Genomic DNA, 18,389 nt, shown 5'->3' on the forward strand with positions numbered 1-18,389 from the left:
GATGTTGCGCTGTATGAATAAGCTGTCTGTGTTTGCGGCGAGCCTTGTGCTGCTGACCTGTAACCCGACCATGGCCATGGGACCGTTCGACCTCTACGAGCAAGCGTTGCGCAATGATCCGGTGTTCCTCGGCGCGATCAAGGAGCGCGACGCCGGCCTTGAAAACCGCGCGATCGGCCGCGCCGGGCTGCTGCCGAAACTGGGTTACAACTACAACAAGGGCCGCAACACCTCTAAGGTCACTTACCTCAACGAGCGCGGGCAAAACCAGAGCGATGACCGCAACTACAGCAGTTACGGTTCGTCGTTGACCCTGCAACAACCGCTGCTGGATTACGAGGCCTACGCGACGTACCGCAAAGGCGTGGCGCAGTCGCTGTTCGCCGATGAGAACTTTCGCGGCAAGAGCCAGCAATTGCTGGTGCGGGTGCTGGAGAACTACACCCAGGCGCTGTTCGCCCAGGACCAGATCGACATCGCCCAGGCCAGGAAAAAAGCCTTCGAGCAACAGTTCAGGCAGAACGAGCAATTGTTCCGTCAGGGCGAGGGCACGCGCACCGACATCCTCGAAGCCGAGTCACGCTACGAGCTGGCAATCGCCGAAGAAATCGAAGCCCGCAACGAACAGGACGCGTCCCTGCGAGAACTGGGCGCGCTGATCGGCGTGCCGGCCGTCGATATCAGTGATCTCGCGCCGCTGGATCAGCAGTTTCAGACCTTCACCCTGCAACCGGCCAATTACGACACCTGGCATGAGATGGCGGTCGCCAACAATCCGGCCCTAGCCTCGCAACGTCAGGCGCTGGAAGTGGCGCGCTACGAGGTGGAGCGCAATCGCGCCGGGCACCTGCCCAAAGTCAGCGCCTACGCAACGGTGCGCCAGAACGAATCGGAAAGCGGCAATACCTACAACCAGCGCTACGACACCAACACCATCGGCATCGAAGTCAACGTCCCGCTGTACGCCGGTGGCGGTGTCTCGGCGTCGACCCGTCAGGCCAGCCGAGCCATGGAACAGGCCGAATACGAACTGGACGGCAAGACACGGGAAACCCTGATCGAGTTGCGTCGCCAGTTCAGCGCGTGCCTGACGGGGGTGAATAAGTTGCGGGCCTATCAGAAAGCACTGACGTCCGCCGAAGCGCTGGTGGTGTCGACCCGGCAAAGCATTCTCGGTGGTGAGCGGGTCAACCTCGACGCGCTGAACGCCGAACAGCAGCTCTACACCACACGCCGCGATCTCGCGCAGAGCCGCTACGACTATTTGATGGCATGGACCAAGTTGCATTACTACGCCGGCACCTTGAACGAGCAAGACCTGGCCAAGGTTGACGAAGCATTTGGGCAAGGCCCGAAGGAACGCCGGAAAGATCTCTGACAATTCCAACAAAAGAGAGGCTTTACCATGGGTGTGTACGACTACAAAAACTTCGGCACAGCAGATTCAAAGGCGTTGTTCACCGACGCCATGGCAATCACGCTGTACTCCTATCACAACCTCGATAACGGCTTTGCCACCGGTTATCAGCACAATGGCTTCGGCCTGGGTTTGCCGGCGACGCTGGTGACCGCGTTGATTGGCGGTACTGACTCCCAGGGGGTGATTCCCGGCGTGCCGTGGAACCCGGATTCGGAAAAAGCCGCGCTGGCGGCGGTGCAGCAAGCCGGCTGGACGCCGATCACCGCTGCGCAGCTGGGTTACGACGGCAAGGTTGATGCGCGCGGTACGTTCTTCGGCGAAAAGGCCGGGTACACCAGCGCCCAAGTGGAGATCCTCGGCAAGTACGATGCGCAGGGCCATCTCAGTGAAATCGGCGTGGCCTTTCGCGGCACCAGTGGACCTCGGGAAAGCCTGATCAGCGATTCGATCGCCGACGTGATCAACGACGTGCTGGCAGCATTGGGCCCCAAGGATTACGCGAAAAACTACGTAGGTGAGGCCTTCGGCGACTTGCTTGCCGATGTTGCCGCGTTTGCCCGGGCCAATGGCTTGTCGGGCAAGGACGTGCTGGTCAGTGGCCACAGCCTTGGCGGGCTGGCGGTCAATAGCCTGGCGGACCTGAGCAACGACAAGTGGGCCGGGTTCTACAAGGATGCCAACTACATCGCCTACGCCTCACCGACGCAAAGCAGCACCGATAAAGTGCTGAACGTCGGTTATGAGAATGACCCGGTGTTCCGCGCGCTCGACGGCTCGTCCTTCAACCTGTCGTCGCTGGGCGTGCACGATGCGCATCAGGACTCGGCGACCAACAACATTGTCAGCTTCAACGATCATTACGCCTCGACGGTGTGGAATGTGCTGCCGTATTCCATTCTCAATATACCGACCTGGATTTCCCACCTGCCCACGGGGTATGGCGATGGCATGACGCGGGTGCTGGAGTCGAAGTTCTACGACCTCACCAGCAAGGACTCGACCGTCATTGTTGCCAACCTCTCTGACCCGGCGCGCAGCACCACCTGGGTTCAGGACCTCAACCGCAACGCCGTAACCCACAAGGGCAGCACCTTTATCATTGGCAGCGACGGCAACGACCTGATTCAGGGCGGCAAGGGCAACGATTACCTGGAAGGCCGCGACGGCAATGACACTTTCCGCGACGGCGGCGGCTACAACATCGTGCTGGGTGGCAAGGGCAGTAACGTGCTGGATCTGCAGCAGTCAGTGAAAAACTTCGATTTCGCCAATGACGGCGCGGGGAATTTGTACATCCGCGATGCGCAGGGCGGCATCAGCATCACCCGCGATATCGGCAGCATTGTCACGAAGGAGCCGGGGTTTCTCTGGGGGCTGTTCAAGGATGACGTGACCCACAAGGTCACCGCCAACGGCCTTGCGACGGGCAATGACCTGACGCAGTACGCGTCCACGCTGAAGGGCGGAGCGGGGGCCGATACGTTGAAGGCGCATCCCGGCGGTGATTGGGTGTTTGGTCTGGACGGCAACGACCATCTGGTGGGCGGCCAAGGCAACGACGTGTTGGTGGGCGGGGCAGGAAATGACCTGATGGAGGCGGGTGGCGGGATCGATACGTTCCTGTTCAGTGGCGCGTTTGGCCAGGATCGGATCGTCGGTTATCAGGCGAACGACAAACTGGTGTTTCTCGGGGTTCAGGGGGGGGCGCCGAATGATGACGTACGCGCCCATGCCACGGTTGTGGGGCAAGACACGGTGCTGACGTTTGGTGGTGATTCGGTGACGCTGGTCGGGGTTGGGCTGGATAGCCTGGCCAATGTCGTCATTGCCTGAAGGTGATGTGGCGCCTGTAAGGGCCTCTTCGCCGGCAAGCCGGCTCCTACAAGATTTCTGTAGGAGCTGGCTTGCCGGCGATGAACGATAACGCGGTCTTCAGTCTTCCTTGCGAACCGTGGCCACGTCATTAACCTTGACCTTCACTTTCGCCCCGGAAATATCTTCGAACTCGTAAAAGCCTTCTTTGGTATTGGCTTTTGGCATGTCCTTGGTCAAATATTGAGTGCCGTTCTGCAGCGTCACCACCGTTGGCGTCGAGCAACCGGCCAGGGCCAGAAGGGCTGCCGCTACCAGTGGCAAACCCAGTGTCTTGATATTCATAGCCACCTCTCATCCTCCAAAAATCAGCGCGACTGCTTCAAATCCTTCAATCGCCGCTGCACTTCTACCGCCGTTGGTGCGACGGATCCCCGGAAAGTTCGACGGGCCACCCAAAAAAACCGGATCGCGCCGCCGCTTATCCTTTTCCGTTTGCACCGGACGGGTCGTAGCTGGTATCTGTACGCATAACCAGTACTCGTTCGCCACGGCCCTGTTTCCCTGTGACCACAAATCCCCTCGACGATCCGTTCTATTACTTGAATAACTTCATGCAAGTGCTTGATTGGCTTGAACATCGTTATGCCGATGTATTGAGTGTCGAGGAGCAATGCTTCATCCGTGAGTTCAATCGACTGCCCCGGGAACCCCGTGCGCTCCTGGTCCGGATGGTCATGCGCAAGGGCGTTCACTTCCGGGCGAGCAAACTGCATTACGTCGAGATCGGCGACATTGCCATGGCCGCTGAGCCATTGTTGGCCCAGGGTTGGATCGATGAGCAGGCGCCGCTGCCGCTCGACGTGGTGTTCGAGGCGTTGCTCAAGGCCGAAATCCTTCAATGTTTCGGCGCAGCCATCGATCAGCCCAAAGGGAAAAAGTCCGACTGGCTGCCTGCATTGAGCGAACGGTTTCCCGAGGTACAACCCTTCAATCAGTGGTGCGCGCCACTGAATGATCGGTTGTTCAGCCTGACTATCATGGGCTTGTGCGATCGCCTGCGCCTGATGTTTTTCGGCAATCTTTACCAGGACTGGTCGGAATTCGTGCTTGCCGACCTCGGCATCTTTACCTATGAAAAAGTCGAGTTCTGCGCGGAATCACGCGGTTTGCGCAGTCGCGAGGACGTGGATGCCTGCCTGTTTCTCCATGACTGTCAGCAGCAGTTCGAGGCCGGTGAAGCGGTGCCGACGGTTGTCGAGCAGATCAACGGGCTGGCGCTGAGCAATCCCTGGCTGCAAAAACGGCGCAGTAAATTGCTGTTCCAGATCGGTCAGCACTGCGAACGCGTGGCGGATTTCGCCAATGCCCTGGGCATATACCACGAGTGCGCCTGGCCTGGCGCACGGTCGCGATTGATTCGTGTGCTGGAGCGCTGCGGCGAGTATCAATTGGCCATGGACCTGGCCGTTGCAGCCGGGCAATCGCCGGAAAGCGCCGCCGAACAACAGCAATTACTGCGAGTGGTGCCCAGGCTGCGGCGCAAACTCGGCGGGCCGGCAGTGAAACGATCCTCCCCACGGGAAATGCAGCGTCTCGATCTGCAACTGCCCAGAACCGACCCGACGCTGTCGGTGGAGTTTTACGTTCAGGCGCATCTGGCGGAGGCGTCGGCGCCGGTGCATTACGTCGAAAACAGCCTGATCAACTCGTTGTTCGGGTTGCTGTGCTGGCCGGCAATCTTTGCGCCGTTACCGGGGGCGTTTTTCCACCCGTTCCAGCGCGGGCCGGCGGATTTGCTCAATGAAGACTTCCAGGCGCGCCGGGCCGACCTGTTTCAGGCCTGCCTCGCCGAACTGGATGACGGGCGTTACCGCCAGACCATCCATGAGCGGTACGCCGCCAAGTGGGGCGTGCAGTCGCCTTTCGTGTTCTGGGGCGCGTTGAGCGAACCACTGCTTGAACAGGCCCTCGATTGCCTGCCCGCCGAGCACCTCAAACACTGGTTCAACCGCCTGCTGCTGGACATCAAGGCCAACCGCGCCGGCATGCCGGACCTGATCCAGTTCTGGCCGCAGCACAAGACCTACCGCATGATCGAAGTCAAAGGCCCCGGTGATCGCCTGCAGGACAACCAGTTGCGCTGGCTCGAGTTCTGCCATGAACACCAGATGCCGATTGCTGTTTGCTACGTGCAGTGGGCGGAGCAGGACGCTTGAGCTACAGCATCGCGGTGCGGGCGTTGTGTGAATTCACCGCCAAGGTCGGGGACCTCGACCTGCGCTTCACGCCCTCGCCGACGGCACTGGAAGGGATCGTCGGCCACCGTACGGTGGCGTCCCGGCGTAGCGAGGGTTACCAGAGTGAGGTCGCGCTTGAAGGTCTGTACCAGACGTTGAAGGTCAAGGGCCGGGCGGACGGCTACGACCCGGCGCAAAACTGCCTGGAAGAAGTCAAAACCTATCGCGGGGACTTGAGCAAACAACCGGCCAACCATCGTCAACTGCATTGGGCGCAGGCCAAGGTCTATGGCTGGTTGATGTGCCAGAAACTGGGCCTGGCGCAGATCAACTTGGCGCTGGTGTATTTCGACATCGTCAGCGAAAAGGAAACCTGCCTGGTCGAGGCCTTCAGCGCTGAGGAACTGCAGGTGTTCTTTGAACACCATTGCCAACTGTTCCTGCATTGGGCCGAACAGGAAATGGCCCATCGCGAGGCGCGCAACGGCGCGGCGCAGCAACTGGCGTTTCCCCATGCCGGTTTTCGTCCAGGCCAACGGCATTTGGCCGAGTCGGTGTTCAAGGCGGTCAGCACCGGCCGCTGCCTGATGGCGCAGGCGCCGACCGGCATCGGCAAGACGCTCGGCACGCTGTTTCCGATGCTCAAGGCGCTGGCGCCGCAGCAACTGGACAAGGTGTTCTTCCTCACGGCAAAAACGCCGGGGCGCAAGCTGGCGCTCGATGCTGCGCAGGTGATCCTCGACAGCGCGGATGCGCCGCCGCTGCGGGTTCTGGAGATGATCGCCCGGGACAAGGCCTGCGAACATCCGGACAAAGCCTGCCACGGCGAATCCTGCCCGTTGGCCCAAGGCTTCTATGATCGCTTGCCGGCCGCGCGCCAGGCCGCCAGCGAGCTGTCACTGTTGAACCAGAATGCCTTGCGCGAGGTGGCCGTGAAACATGCGGTGTGCCCGTATTACCTGAGCCAGGAAATGGCCCGTTGGTCAGACGTGGTGGTCGCCGACTACAACTACTATTTCGATTTCAGTGCGCTGCTGTTCGGGCTGGCCCAGGCCAATAACTGGAAAGTCGCGGTGCTGGTGGACGAAGCCCACAACCTGGTGGAGCGCGGCCGGCAGATGTACAGCGCCGGTCTCGACCAGTCGGCCCTCAACGGCGTGCGTAAAACCGCGCCCGAGCCATTGAAGAAATCCCTGCAACGGGTCAATCGTGAGTGGAACGCCCTGCATAACCTGCAACTTGGTGCGTATCAGGCCTACGACAAGCTTCCGGAAAAATTGCTTCAGGCGCTGTCCTCGTGCAGTGCAAGCATCGGCGATTACCTCAATGATCACCCGCAGGGCCTGGACAGCGCCTTGCAGACGTTTTATTTCGACATGCTGCAATTCTGCCGCATTGCCGAACTCTTCGACGAACAGTTTCTGTTCGACATCAGCAAGCGGGACCTCGAGCGTAAAAAACCGCTCTCGCTACTGTGCCTGCGCAACGTGGTGCCTGCCGGTTTCATCCGCCCGCGCCTGACGGCTGCACGCAGTACCGTGCTGTTTTCCGCGACGTTGAGCCCGCGTCATTACTATGGGGATCTCCTCGGGACGCCGGCGAACACGGTGTGGATCGATGTCGAATCACCGTTTCACGCTGACCAGTTGAAGGTCCATATCGTCAGTCAGATATCCACGCGGTTCGTCCATCGACAGTCGTCCCTGGCGCCGATCGTCGAGCTGATTGCCCGGCAGTTCAGTCAACGCCCCGGCAACTACCTGGCGTTTTTCAGCAGCTTCGATTACTTGCAGCAAGTCGCGCAATTGCTCGCCGAAAAACACCCACACATCACGGTGTGGGCGCAATCCCGGGGTATGGGAGAAGCCCGGCGCCAGGACTTTCTCGATCAATTCACCGCCCACAGCCAGGGAGTTGGCTTCGCAGTGCTGGGCGGGGCATTTGGCGAAGGCATCGACTTGCCCGGCGCGCGGTTGATCGGTGCATTCATCGCCACCTTGGGCCTGGCGCAACTCAACCCGGTCAATGAACAGTTGAAACATCGCATGGCCGCGATTTTCGGTGCCGGTTATGACTACACCTACCTGTTTCCCGGCGTGCAGAAAGTGGTGCAGGCCGCAGGGCGAGTGATCCGCACCCAGCAGGATGAGGGGGTGGTGATGTTGATTGATGACCGGTTTGGCGACAGCAAGGTCAAGCAACTGCTGCCGCGCTGGTGGTCGGTTGCTCCGGCGATTTCGCTCTCGGCTGAGTAGGATTTTTTACCTTTAAAAACATCGACATACCTTGAAAAACACAGCCATTTGAACAAGTGGCGAATGCCCGCTTTATTCATAGAGGCAATCATCACTTTCAAGCCAGTCTTTGATAAGGAAATCAAGGTATGTCAGCAGCACCGAACTATACGTACACCCAAGAGCAGGTCACGGCCGCATTCGATGAAATAAAAGCGACGCTGTTCAGCAGCATCACGGCCGAGGCAACCCCGAAAATGCTGATCGTTGCCGGCCTGCAGGGATCGGGCAAAACGTATCTGCTTGAAAAAAGTCTTCTGCCTTCGGGCCGCTACAAAAACTACGTGCGGCTATACCTGCCCGAATACCGGAAAAAACACCCTCACTACGCCGAGATGATCAAGCTTGGCGTTCTGCATGCGTATGAGCATACAGAGGCGTTTGTACGTGAGGTCAGCGCGATGATCTTTACGCAGGCATTCGTCGGCAAATACAACATCGTCATGGAGTGCGCGTTCGACAGCCTCAATTTCGCGGCTTTTCCGCCGACGGCAACAGCCGCCGGTTATCAGTTCGAGACCCATATCGTTGGCTGTACTCAAGAGTTCGCTCACGTGTCGAGCATCAAGAGAGCACTCAACAGCCTCGAAAACCAGGAAATGGAAAGATTTCTGACGGGATCAACACTGGCTGCCAGCATGGGGTATGCACAAGCGATCATCCTGGCCATCGAGACCGCTTCAAAAGCGATCAGCGGTTCACAAATCACCGTGTACGAACGCGGATTCGGCGTGTTGAAAGAGCGGGCGATACGGGCTCAGAGCACTTACACCCTGGATGCCGACGGCACGCTGACCAAAACGACAACCCTGAGGCATTTTGAGCACATCGTTTACTCGCGGATTATTGATAACCCTGTATTTGCGGTGAATGGTCACCACGAAATTATCAAGGAGTGCCATCTGGCGCTGCTCAAGATCGCGGGTCATACCCAGCATGTTCCGAGTTTCGTATACAACGATTTGTATGCCTGCATTGTCAGATACGCAAACCGATAAGACTTTGCGTCGAGCGGGGCATTTCGGCTTTCCAAACCCCGGGTTTGTCGCATACTCCTCAAAAAACAATCACGACGTGAGGGCTCAATGAACGAAGATCGAGGCAAAGCCAGCACCATCGAGGACGGGCGCTTTCGCCTGTTGATCGATGCGGTGATTGACTACGCGATCTACATGATTGATCCCGACGGCATCATCACCAGTTGGAATGCCGGCGCTCGACGTTTCAAAGGGTATGAAGAAGCGGAAATCCTCGGCCAGCATTTTTCGCGGTTCTACACCGAGGAGGACCGTCTCAAGGGGATGCCCCAACGAGCCCTGGACACCGCCATTCGCGAAGGGCGATTCGAGGGGGAAGGCTGGCGGGTGCGCAAGGACGGTACGCATTTCTGGTGCCATGTGGTGATCGATCCGATCCTCGATTCGACGGGCAAGTTGCTGGGGTTTGCCAAGATCACCCGGGACCTGACCGACCGCAAAATGGCTGAAGAAGTGCTCAAGCAAAGCGAACAGCAGTTCCGGCTGCTGGTGCAAAGTGTCACGGACTACGCCATCTACATGCTCGACGCTGACGGACGGCTGACCAACTGGAACCCTGGTGCCCAGCGCATCAAGGGTTACTTGCCCGAAGAAGTGATCGGTCAGCATTTTTCGATGTTTTACACCCCGGAAGACCGCGCAGCCGGCGAACCGAAGCGCACGCTGGACATTGCCATCCGTGAGGGGCGATTCGAGAACAAAGGCTGGCGAGTGCGCAAGGACGGCACGCGGTTCCTGGCGCATGTCGTGGTCGATCCGATCTGGGGCGATACCGGGACGTTGCTCGGTTTCGCCAAGATCACCCGGGATATCACTGAAGCGACCCGCGCTCAGCAGGCGCTCGAACAAACCCGTGAAGCGCTTTTCCAGGCGCAAAAAATGCAAGCCATCGGGCAATTGAGCGGGGGGATTGCCCATGACTTCAATAATTTGTTGACGGTGATCCTTGGCAATCTGGAAATCGTGCGCAAGCGAATCGGGGACGATTCGAAGATCACCCGATTGCTGGACAACGCCACTCAAGGCGCCTTGCGCGGAGTGGCGCTGACCCAGCGCATGCTGGCCTTTGCCAGGCGTCAGGAACTGAAGACCGAGTCCGTCGAGATACCGACGCTGGTGGAGGGTATCACCGGCCTGTTGCGCAGTTCCCTCGGACCTTCCGTAGTCCTCGAAACCCGTTTTACGGAAACAATCGAGCCTGTTTGGGCTGACAAAAATCAGCTCGAACTGGCAGTCCTGAACCTGGCGACCAATGCCCGCGACGCCATGCCCCATGGCGGCAAGCTCCTGATCAGCGCCCGGTCTGAAGACGCCGGCGATCATTCCTCGCTCAGGCCAATGACAGGTCGTTATGTTTGCCTGAGCATCAATGACACCGGGGAGGGCATGGACGACGCCACACTTGCCGTGGCGATGGACCCGTTCTTCACCACCAAAGGGGTCGGCAAAGGTACGGGGCTGGGATTGTCGATGGTGCATGGCTTCATCGAACAATTGGGCGGGCGATTCATTCTAAAGAGCCAGAAGGGCAAGGGCACCACGGCCGAACTGTGGATTCCCGTCGCCACGCAGGGTTCGATCGCCAAGCCTGCCCAGGAGGAAGCCGCACCGCCGGTGCCTCGTCTGTGCGTGCTGGTGGTGGATGACGACAGCCTGGTGCTGACCAGTACCTGCCTGTTGCTCGAAGATCTGGGCCATCAGGTGATCAGTGCGGTATCCGGGGCTCAAGCGCTGACAGTGCTCGACAGCGAACAGGTCATCGACCTGGTCATTACCGACATGGCCATGCCGCAAATGAACGGTGCGCAACTGGCGCAGGCGATCCGAAGCATCAGGCCCGACCTGCCGATCATCCTCGCCACCGGTTACGCCGAGCGGCTGGAAGGCTTTGCGACCAGGCTCCCACGCCTGTCCAAACCATTCACGCAACTCAACCTGGTGGAAATCATCGCCTCGACATTACGGTAATAAACCACCCGGCTCTTCAAACACCCGCGCTTATTCTCCCACGCCCGTAGGAGCCGGCTTGCCGGCGATTGGCCCTTGTACCCTGCGGTGACCTTGCGGATGTCATCGCCGGCAAGGGGGGCTTGTTAGCGGTCGCGCAAACTGCGCTCCATCCTTGCGATGCCTTCCTCCAGCAACGCGCGCGGGCAGCCGAAGTTCAGGCGCACGAACTGTTGGCTGTCATCGCCGAAATCCAGGCCAGGGCTAAGCCCGACTTTCGCCTTTTCAAGGAAGAACTGCTGCGGGTTCTCCAACCCCAGCGCCGAGCAGTCGAGCCAGGCCAGGTAAGTGCTCTGAGGCACATTCATGCTGATGCCGGGCAAGCGCGTGCGAACGGCTTCCACCAGATAATCGCGGTTACTTTGCAGGTAGTCCTTGAGCGCGGCCAGCCACGGCGCACCTTCGGTGTAAGCAACACGTGTCGCTTCCATGCCCAGCGGATTGACGCTGTCGACCATGCCGCAGCGCGCATGGTTGACGCGCTCGCGCAGGGCACGGTCCTGAATGATCATGAACGAAGTCTTCAGGCCTGCGATGTTGTAGGCCTTGCTCGCCGACATCAGCGTGATGGTGCGCTGGGCGATTTCCGGGCTCAACGATGCGGTGGGAATGTGTTGGCGGCCGTCGAAGCACAGTTCGGCATGAATTTCGTCGGAAATGATCCAGGCGCCCTGCGCCACGCAGATATCGGCCACGGCTTGCAGTTCTTCCCTTGGGAACGCCTTGCCCAACGGGTTGTGCGGGTTGCTCAGCAGCAGCGCACCGCCGCCTTCCAGCGACTGGCGCAAGGCCTGAAGCGGCGTGGCGTACGTGCCATCAGCCATCGCCTCGAAATTCAGTTCAACCTTGTTCAGCCCCCAATGCCCCGGTGCATGACGCAGTGGTGGGTAGTTGGGCGTTTGCACCACGACATTCTGTTGCGGCTGGACCAGCGCATTCAGGGCCATGTTGAAACCCGATTCCACGCCCGGCAGGAAAACCAGCTCTTGCGGCTCGACGCGCCAGGCGTACTTGTCCCAGAGGTCGGTCACGATGGCATTGCGCAAGTCATCCTGCGCCACGCTGTAGCCGAGCAACGGGTGTTCCAGACGTTTTTGCAGGGCCTGGATGATCACCGGTGGCGCGGCAAAATCCATGTCGGCAACCCACATCGGCAATACGTCGGCCGGGTAGCGGCTCCACTTGGTACTGCCGGTGTTGTGGCGGTCGAACACCTGATCAAAATCGAAGGTCATGCTCAGTCTCATACAAGGCAGGGTTGTTTTCGGCGCTCATGATAAACGCCAACCCCTGTGTGAGCGAGCCTGCTAGCGAAGGCGGAGGTTCAATTGCATCGATGCGGGCTGTGACGGCCCCATCGCGAGCAAGCTTGCTCCTACAAAAAACTCAGTTCTTCGCGAGGGGAAGCGACTCCGGTTTGCCCGGAGTCGCGGCTGTTGCTTAGTGAGCTTCGGACGCGCCGAACATGCTCTTGGCGTAGATCAGCCCCAGACCATAGGCGCCGCCGTTGGCAATCGAGGTTTTCACGGTTTCGTCATAGGTTTCACCGCGAGCCCAGTCGCGCTGCAATTCAAGCAGGTATTGCAACGAAGTCATCGGCCGCGCGCCGATCTGGATCATGCGCTGCATCGCCATTTCATGGGCTTCGGTGGTGACGTCGCCACAGGCGTCGGCAATCACATACACCTCAAAACCCTGGTCGATGGCCGACAGCGCCGGGCCGACGATGCACACGGAGGTCCACAGGCCGGCGAGGACGATTTTCTGTTTGCCGAACTTATTCACTTCAACGGCAATGCGCTCGTCTTCCCAGGTGTTCATGCTGGTGCGGTCGATGACATTGTGTTCCGGGAACACCGATTTGATTTCGTCGAAGATCGGGCCGGAGAAGCTCTTTTCGGCAACGGTGGTGAGGATGGTCGAGACCTTGAAGCCACGTGCAGCCTTGGCCACCAGCGCGGCATTGTTGCGCAGGGTCACGGCGTCAATCGACTTGGTGGCAAAGGACATTTGCGACTGGTGGTCGATCATGATCAGCGTGTGGTCGGTTGGGGTCAGCAGGGTTTTGCCGGGTACTGCTTTTGCGATAGCCATGGCGATGTCCTTACGGGGTGAGTGAGGAGGCCATGGTGGCGTAGAGTCGGGCGGGGATATTGAACCGATGTGCTGTGTTTTGACTTTCTTGCGGGGCGAGGCTAGCCAGTTCCTACAGGATCGGGGTGTACGCCCCCCCTGTAGGAGCCGGCTTGCTGGCGAAACGATGGTGGCCGTTATGCCGCCTTACCAGATCGGCAACGTGTAACTGACGATCAAACGGTTTTCATCCAGATCACTGCCAAAATTTGTCGAGCGCACTGTCGCATTGCGCCATTTCACGCCGACGTTTTTCAGCGGCCCGCTCTGCACGACATACCCGATATCGGTATCGCGCTCCCATTCCTTGCCTTCAGGGCGGTTGTTACCCAGGTCTATATCGGTACCGTTGATGTAGCGGGTCATGAACGTCAGGCCGGGAATGCCGAGGGCGGCAAAGTTGTAGTCGTAACGGGCCTGCCAGGATTTTTCGTCCTTGCTGGCAAAGTCGCCGATCTGTACGAAGTTCACCAGGAACGCATCGGTGCCATTGATGTAGGCATACCCGGTGTCGCCGCTCATGCCTTGATAGCCCAGGCCGAACGCATGCCCACCGAAGTTGTAGGTGAACATGGCGCCAATTGCCTTGTTGTCGACATTACTGCCGCCATCATCGATGGAGCGTGCGAACCGCAGATCAGTCTTCAACGATTGACCCACGGTGACCGGCAACACGTAGGTCAGGTTGACCAGGTGCTGGCTGTAGAAATTGTCGAGGTGGCCGTAGCTATAACCAGTGGCGAGGTTACTGGTCCATTTGTAGTTCAGGCTGGCGAAATCGAAGCTGTCGCTGTCCAAATGGCGGCTGGTGATGCCCTTGGCGCCGGTTCGGGTGATGCCCATGTCCTCATAGTCCGAGGAGTCGCGCTGGTTGACCTGCGTCAGCCGTCCGGCATCCACGGTCAGGCCTTCGACTTCCAGCGAAGTCAGCTGGCCGCCCTTGAAGGTTTGCGGCAACAGCCGTGAATCGTTGGCCAATACCGTCGGCAGCTTGGGCAGCAATGTGCCCAGTTTCAATGTGCTTTTGGACGCACGCAGTTTGGCGGTCAGGCCCAGTTCACCGTACTCGTCCTGCGCGCCTTTGCGCGTGTCGCGATGGCGCTGGAGCAGGCCGGAGCCGGCGCGATCCGGGCTGGAGTCGAGTTTGACGCCTACCAGGCCGATCGTATCGAAACCGACCCCGATCAGCCCCTCGGTAAAGCCGGATTCGTAGCGCAACAGGAAGCCCTGCGCCCATTCCTCCTGTTTCGATTGCGCCGCGTTGGTCTGACGATAGTCACGGTTGAAGTAGAAGTTGCGTAGCTCAAGGCTGGCCTTGCTGTCCTTGATAAAGTCAGCAGCGGCGGGGGCCGAGAGGCTGATGACGCCGCCGGCCAGCAACAGTCGGGTAGCGAGAGTGCGGGTGTTGCGATCCATGTGAAGCCCCTTTGTTTTTATTATGAAATGACGGCTTGCGCGACCCTCGCCAACCGGGCGAGGGCTTACCAAGAAAAAACGCGAGCGCCGAAAAGAGAGGAGCGTGGCGCCGCGTGCGGTTCAATCGTTAGAACTGCTCGGCGCTCAGGCCGAACAACGAGGCACTGCCGGCGCGAATCGATTGTTCGAGGCTCAAAATGCGCGGCAGCAGGCGATGGAAGTAGAAGTCGGCGGTGGCGATCTTCGCACCGTAAAAGCCTTCGTCGTCGCTTCGCTTTTGCCGGGCAACCTGCGCCATGCGCGCCCACAACCAGGCGTAGGCCACATACCCGAACAGGTGCAAATACTCCACGGAAGCGGCGCCGACTTCGTTGCGGTTGGTCGCTGTCCGGTCCTGCAACCAGTCGCTCAGGTCTTCCAGGCGCTGCACGGCATCGAACAGTTGCGCGCTGTAGGGCGCGTCAGGCTGGTGGGCGAAATGCCGAATCTCGCCGGTGAACTGACGCAACGCGAAACCGTTATCGGCCAGCACTTTGCGCCCGAGCAGGTCCAGCGCCTGAATGCCGTTGGTGCCTTCATAGATCTGCGCGATGCGCACGTCGCGGACCAATTGTTCCTGGCCCCATTCGCGGATGTAGCCATGGCCGCCGAACACTTGCTGGCCGTTGATGCAGCTCTCCAGACCGGTGTCGGTGAAGAAGGCCTTGGCAATCGGCGTCAGCAGCGCGACCAGGCTCTGGGCGCTCTCGCGTTCTTGCGCATCGTCGGAGAACTTCGCCAGATCGAGCTGCTGCCCGACATAACTGGCGAACGCGCGGCCACCTTCAGTCATGGCTTTCATGCTGAGCAGCATGCGGCGCACATCGGGGTGGACGATGATCGGATCGGCGACTTTGTCCGCGGCCACGGTGCCGGTCGGGGCGCGGCTTTGAATGCGTTCACGGGCGTAGGCCACCGCACTCTGATAGGACGCTTCGGCGCAGCCAATGCCCTGAATACCGATGGACAGGCGTTCGTAGTTCATCATGGTGAACATCGCTGCGAGGCCTTTGTTGGCTTCGCCCACCAGCCAGCCGCTGGCACCGTCGAAATTCATCACGCAGGTGGCCGAGGCCTTGATGCCCATCTTGTGTTCGATCGAACCGCAACTTACGGCGTTGGCCGCGCCAAGGGAACCGTCGGCATTGACCAGCACTTTGGGCACCGCAAACAGCGAGATGCCTTTTGGTCCGGCCGGCGCGTCGGGCAGTTTTGCCAACACCAGATGGACGATGTTTTCGGTCAGGTCCTGATCGCCGCCGGTGATGAATATCTTGCTGCCGGTGATGCTGAAACTGCCATCCGCCCGAGGTTCGGCGCGAGTGCGGATGATCCCCAGATCGGTGCCGGCATGGGCTTCGGTCAGGCACATGGAGCCGGCCCAGCGACCTTCATACATCGGCGGCAGGTACAGGTCTTTCAAGGTCTCGCTGGCGTGGGCATCCAGCGCCAGGCACGCACCGGAACTCAATGCCGAATACAGCGCGAAACTGGAATTGGAGCCGTAGAGCATTTCTTCAAACTGCACGGCGAGCATTTTCGGCATGCCCATGCCGCCGAACTCGGGATTACCGGACAGACCGACCCAGCCACCCTCGATGTACGTGGCATAAGCCTGTTTGAAGCCGATGGGCGTGGTCACCTGACCTTCATGCCACTGTGCGCCTTCTTCGTCGCCGCTGCGGTTCAAGGGTGCGATCAGGTGCGCGGTGACTTTTCCCGCTTCCTCAAGGATCGCGTCGGCGATGCCAGCATCGATGTTGTCAGCCAGGGCAGGCAGGCGTGCCCACAGGGCCGGGGCGTCAAACACCTCATGCAGGACGAAGCGCAGATCGCGCAGGGGGGCTTTGAATTCGGGCATAACGTGAACCTCGACAGGACGGTTGTGCACGGCGCCGCAACCGGGCACCGTGCCTTTCAATCAATGACTGGAAGCGCTGGCAGCACCGAGACCGGTCTGGGCGCGCACGAACTGGTCGGCGTAGGCGTCACGTTCCTTGTCGGCCCGCACACTGCGGTCGAGTCGGGACACGACAACAATCACCAGGAACGCCAGCGGCATGGAAAACAGCGCCGGGTGGTCGTACGGGAAGAGGGCGTGAGCATGACCGAGCACGGTCACCCACACGGCCGGGGACAGGATCACTAGCACCAGCGCGCAGATCAGGCCGGCAAAACCGCCGATGATCGCGCCTTTGGTGGTCAGGCCTTTCCAGTACATGGCCATGATCAGTACCGGGAAGTTGGTCGAGGCGGCGATGCCGAAGGTCAGGCCGACCAGGAACGCGACGTTCATCTTCTCGAACAGGATGCCCAGCAGAATCGCGATGATGCCCAGGCCCACGGTGGCCATGCGGGTGACGCGCATTTCCTGTTTCTGGGTGGCGTTGCCTTTCTTGAATACGGTGGCGTAGAGGTCGTGGGAAATCGCCGATGCACCGGCCAGGGCCAGGCCGGAGACCACCGCAAGGATGGTGGCGAACGCCACGGCCGAGAGGAACCCGAGGAACAGGTTGCCACCTACCGCTTTGGCCAAGTGCATCGCGACCATGTTGCCGCCGCCAATCAAGGCGCCGCCTACTTCACCGTTGACGTAGTACTGCGGATCGGTGCCGATGATCACCATCGCGGCGAAGCCCAGGGTGCAGACCACGAGGAAGAAGAAACCGATGAAACCGGTGGCGTAGAACACCGATTTACGCGCTTCCCTGGCGTTGGGTACGGTGAAGAAGCGCATCAGAATGTGCGGCAGACCGGCAATGCCGAATACCAGGCCGAGAGACATTGACGCGGTGTTGATCGGGTCGGCGAGCATTGAGCCGGGGCCCATGATATTCCAGCCGCTGGCATGCGCTTCGACCGCTTTGGTGGCCAGGGTTTCGTAGCTGAAACCGAACTGCGACATGGCCATGCCCGCGAGAGTCGTGCCGCCGGCCAGCAGCAACACAGCCTTGATGATTTGCACCCAGGTCGTTGCGATCATGCCGCCGAAGATCACATACACCAGCATCAACGCGCCGACGATCACCACCGCTACCGGGTAGTCGAGGCCGAACAGCAATTTGATTAACTGGCCGGCACCGACCATCTGCACGATCAGGTAGCAACACACCACCGTCAACGAACCGAACGCAGCGAAGATCCGCACTTTGTTCTGGTCCAGTCGGTAGGAGACGATGTCTGCAAAGGTGTAGCGCCCCAGATTGCGCAGCCGCTCGGCCATCAGGAAGGTGATGATCGGCCAACCGACAAAGAAGCCGATGGTGTAGATGAAACCATCGTAACCCTTGGCGAATACCAGGCTGGACAGCCCCAGCAACGTAGCGGCGGACATGTAGTCGCCGGCAATCGCCAAGCCGTTCTGAAACCCGGTGATGCCACCGCCGGCGGTGTAGAAGTCCGAGGTGGATTTGGTCTGGCGCGCGGCCCACCAAGTGATGGCCAATGTGCCGAGAACAAACACGAAGAACATGCCGATCGCATGCAGGTTCAGCGGTTGTTTTTCGATGGTTCCCAACGCGGGTGCAGCGAATACAACGGAGGCCGGCAACAGGCAGGCTGCGGCGAGGATGAGTTTACGCATCACTTGCTCTCCTCAAGAATGGCCGCACCCAGCGCATCGAAGCGCGTGTTGGCGCTGTAGACGTACCAACCGGTCAGCAACCAGGAAAAAACAATGATCGCCGCGCCAACCGGCATGCCCAGGGTCAACATCCGGTGCTCGCCGAGCGGCGCGTGCAGCCATTGCGGGGCAAACGCCACCACGAACATGAACAGGTAATAAGTGCCCAGCACCGCAGCACTCAACGACCAGGCCAGGCGCGAGCGACTGCTGACCAGTTGCAGGAATTTCGGGTTGGTCCGAATACGTTCACAGCGTTGGGTATCGGTTGCATGGATGTCGATCATGATGCGCTCCACATTGTTGTTGTTATCGGTGTGTGGGGGCAGGGCAGGCCGAATTCGGCCTGCACGAGCCCGAGGCGGCAGG

At 59.7% G+C, this 18,389-nt stretch carries 13 protein-coding genes; 6 read left to right on the forward strand and 7 right to left on the reverse strand.

The window, feature by feature from the left end; genetic code table 11:
* Position 1 precedes the first annotated feature (1 nt).
* Together PMI32_RS22360 and PMI32_RS22355 are read left to right on the forward strand one after the other, a co-directional pair.
* Positions 2-1,378, forward strand: a complete 1,377-nt coding sequence (locus tag PMI32_RS22360; protein WP_008026325.1) for a TolC family outer membrane protein — start codon at positions 2-4, stop codon at positions 1,376-1,378.
* A 27-nt stretch (positions 1,379-1,405) separates the two neighbouring features.
* On the forward strand, positions 1,406-3,253 hold the full coding sequence (locus tag PMI32_RS22355) for a polyurethane esterase (RefSeq protein ID WP_008026326.1): 1,848 nt from the start codon (positions 1,406-1,408) through the stop codon (positions 3,251-3,253).
* A gap of 99 nt (positions 3,254-3,352) precedes the next feature.
* Here the strand turns inward: PMI32_RS22355 and PMI32_RS22350 are convergent, their stop codons facing one another.
* Positions 3,353-3,577 carry a YgdI/YgdR family lipoprotein gene (locus tag PMI32_RS22350; protein ID WP_008026328.1) on the reverse strand — a complete coding sequence of 75 codons (225 nt, stop codon included), beginning with the start codon at positions 3,575-3,577 and terminating at the stop codon, positions 3,353-3,355.
* Between the two features lie 221 nt (positions 3,578-3,798).
* Here PMI32_RS22350 and PMI32_RS22345 point away from each other — a divergent pair, with 221 nt between their 5' ends.
* The 4 genes from PMI32_RS22345 to PMI32_RS22330 all read left to right on the forward strand — a co-directional run bounded on the left by PMI32_RS22345 (position 3,799) and on the right by PMI32_RS22330 (position 10,771).
* A complete protein-coding gene (locus PMI32_RS22345; RefSeq protein ID WP_008026330.1) occupies positions 3,799-5,451 on the forward strand; it encodes a VRR-NUC domain-containing protein in 1,653 nt (550 codons plus the stop codon).
* Complete coding sequence (locus tag PMI32_RS22340) at positions 5,448-7,727, forward strand: ATP-dependent DNA helicase (protein WP_008026332.1); 2,280 nt, start codon at positions 5,448-5,450, stop codon at positions 7,725-7,727. Before PMI32_RS22345 ends, PMI32_RS22340 begins: the two co-directional genes overlap by 4 nt.
* Before the next feature lie 128 nt (positions 7,728-7,855).
* Positions 7,856-8,764: a zeta toxin family protein gene (locus tag PMI32_RS22335; protein ID WP_008026333.1), complete on the forward strand. Its 909-nt coding sequence runs from the start codon at positions 7,856-7,858 to the stop codon at positions 8,762-8,764.
* 87 nt (positions 8,765-8,851) lie between these two features.
* Positions 8,852-10,771 (forward strand): hybrid sensor histidine kinase/response regulator, encoded by a 1,920-nt coding sequence (locus tag PMI32_RS22330; RefSeq protein WP_008026336.1) that lies wholly within the window; start codon positions 8,852-8,854, stop codon positions 10,769-10,771.
* 125 nt (positions 10,772-10,896) lie between these two features.
* Here PMI32_RS22330 and PMI32_RS22325 read toward each other — a convergent pair whose 3' ends face one another.
* From PMI32_RS22325 to PMI32_RS22300, 6 genes are all read right to left on the reverse strand, one after another.
* Positions 10,897-12,045 (reverse strand): MalY/PatB family protein, encoded by a 1,149-nt coding sequence (locus PMI32_RS22325; RefSeq protein WP_008026338.1) that lies wholly within the window; start codon positions 12,043-12,045, stop codon positions 10,897-10,899.
* 205 nt (positions 12,046-12,250) lie between these two features.
* Positions 12,251-12,904 (reverse strand): hydrolase, encoded by a 654-nt coding sequence (locus tag PMI32_RS22320; protein ID WP_008026341.1) that lies wholly within the window; start codon positions 12,902-12,904, stop codon positions 12,251-12,253.
* Between the two features lie 186 nt (positions 12,905-13,090).
* Complete coding sequence (locus tag PMI32_RS22315) at positions 13,091-14,359, reverse strand: OprD family porin (protein ID WP_008026343.1); 1,269 nt, start codon at positions 14,357-14,359, stop codon at positions 13,091-13,093.
* Between the two features lie 127 nt (positions 14,360-14,486).
* Entirely contained in the window at positions 14,487-16,259 is a 1,773-nt protein-coding gene (locus PMI32_RS22310) for an acyl-CoA dehydrogenase C-terminal domain-containing protein (protein WP_008026346.1), read from the reverse strand.
* Positions 16,260-16,319: 60 nt separating this feature from the next.
* The gene (locus PMI32_RS22305; protein ID WP_008026348.1) at positions 16,320-17,981 is read right to left on the reverse strand and encodes a cation acetate symporter; all 1,662 of its coding nucleotides are present in this window, start codon (positions 17,979-17,981) and stop codon (positions 16,320-16,322) included.
* Positions 17,981-18,307: a DUF485 domain-containing protein gene (locus PMI32_RS22300; protein WP_008026350.1), complete on the reverse strand. Its 327-nt coding sequence runs from the start codon at positions 18,305-18,307 to the stop codon at positions 17,981-17,983. The genes PMI32_RS22305 and PMI32_RS22300 overlap by 1 nt, the downstream gene beginning before the upstream one ends.
* Positions 18,308-18,389: the final 82 nt, after the last annotated feature.

This window comes from Pseudomonas sp. GM60 (assembly GCF_000282415.1).
In the GTDB taxonomy this organism is placed as follows: domain Bacteria; phylum Pseudomonadota; class Gammaproteobacteria; order Pseudomonadales; family Pseudomonadaceae; genus Aquipseudomonas; species Aquipseudomonas migulae.

Bases quoted from the DNA above. Each gene is read 5' to 3' on its own strand.
- PMI32_RS22300 (WP_008026350.1), bottom strand. From the start codon at position 18,307: ATGATCGACATCCATGCAACCGATACCCAACGCTGTGAACGTATTCGG.
- PMI32_RS22355 (WP_008026326.1), top strand. From the start codon at position 1,406: ATGGGTGTGTACGACTACAAAAACTTCGGCACAGCAGATTCAAAGGCG.
- PMI32_RS22350 (WP_008026328.1), bottom strand. From the start codon at position 3,577: ATGAATATCAAGACACTGGGTTTGCCACTGGTAGCGGCAGCCCTTCTG.
- PMI32_RS22325 (WP_008026338.1), bottom strand. From the start codon at position 12,045: ATGACCTTCGATTTTGATCAGGTGTTCGACCGCCACAACACCGGCAGT.
- PMI32_RS22310 (WP_008026346.1), bottom strand. From the start codon at position 16,259: ATGCCCGAATTCAAAGCCCCCCTGCGCGATCTGCGCTTCGTCCTGCAT.
- PMI32_RS22320 (WP_008026341.1), bottom strand. From the start codon at position 12,904: ATGGCTATCGCAAAAGCAGTACCCGGCAAAACCCTGCTGACCCCAACC.
- PMI32_RS22315 (WP_008026343.1), bottom strand. From the start codon at position 14,359: ATGGATCGCAACACCCGCACTCTCGCTACCCGACTGTTGCTGGCCGGC.
- PMI32_RS22330 (WP_008026336.1), top strand. From the start codon at position 8,852: ATGAACGAAGATCGAGGCAAAGCCAGCACCATCGAGGACGGGCGCTTT.
- PMI32_RS22305 (WP_008026348.1), bottom strand. From the start codon at position 17,981: ATGCGTAAACTCATCCTCGCCGCAGCCTGCCTGTTGCCGGCCTCCGTT.
- PMI32_RS22360 (WP_008026325.1), top strand. From the start codon at position 2: ATGTTGCGCTGTATGAATAAGCTGTCTGTGTTTGCGGCGAGCCTTGTG.
- PMI32_RS22335 (WP_008026333.1), top strand. From the start codon at position 7,856: ATGTCAGCAGCACCGAACTATACGTACACCCAAGAGCAGGTCACGGCC.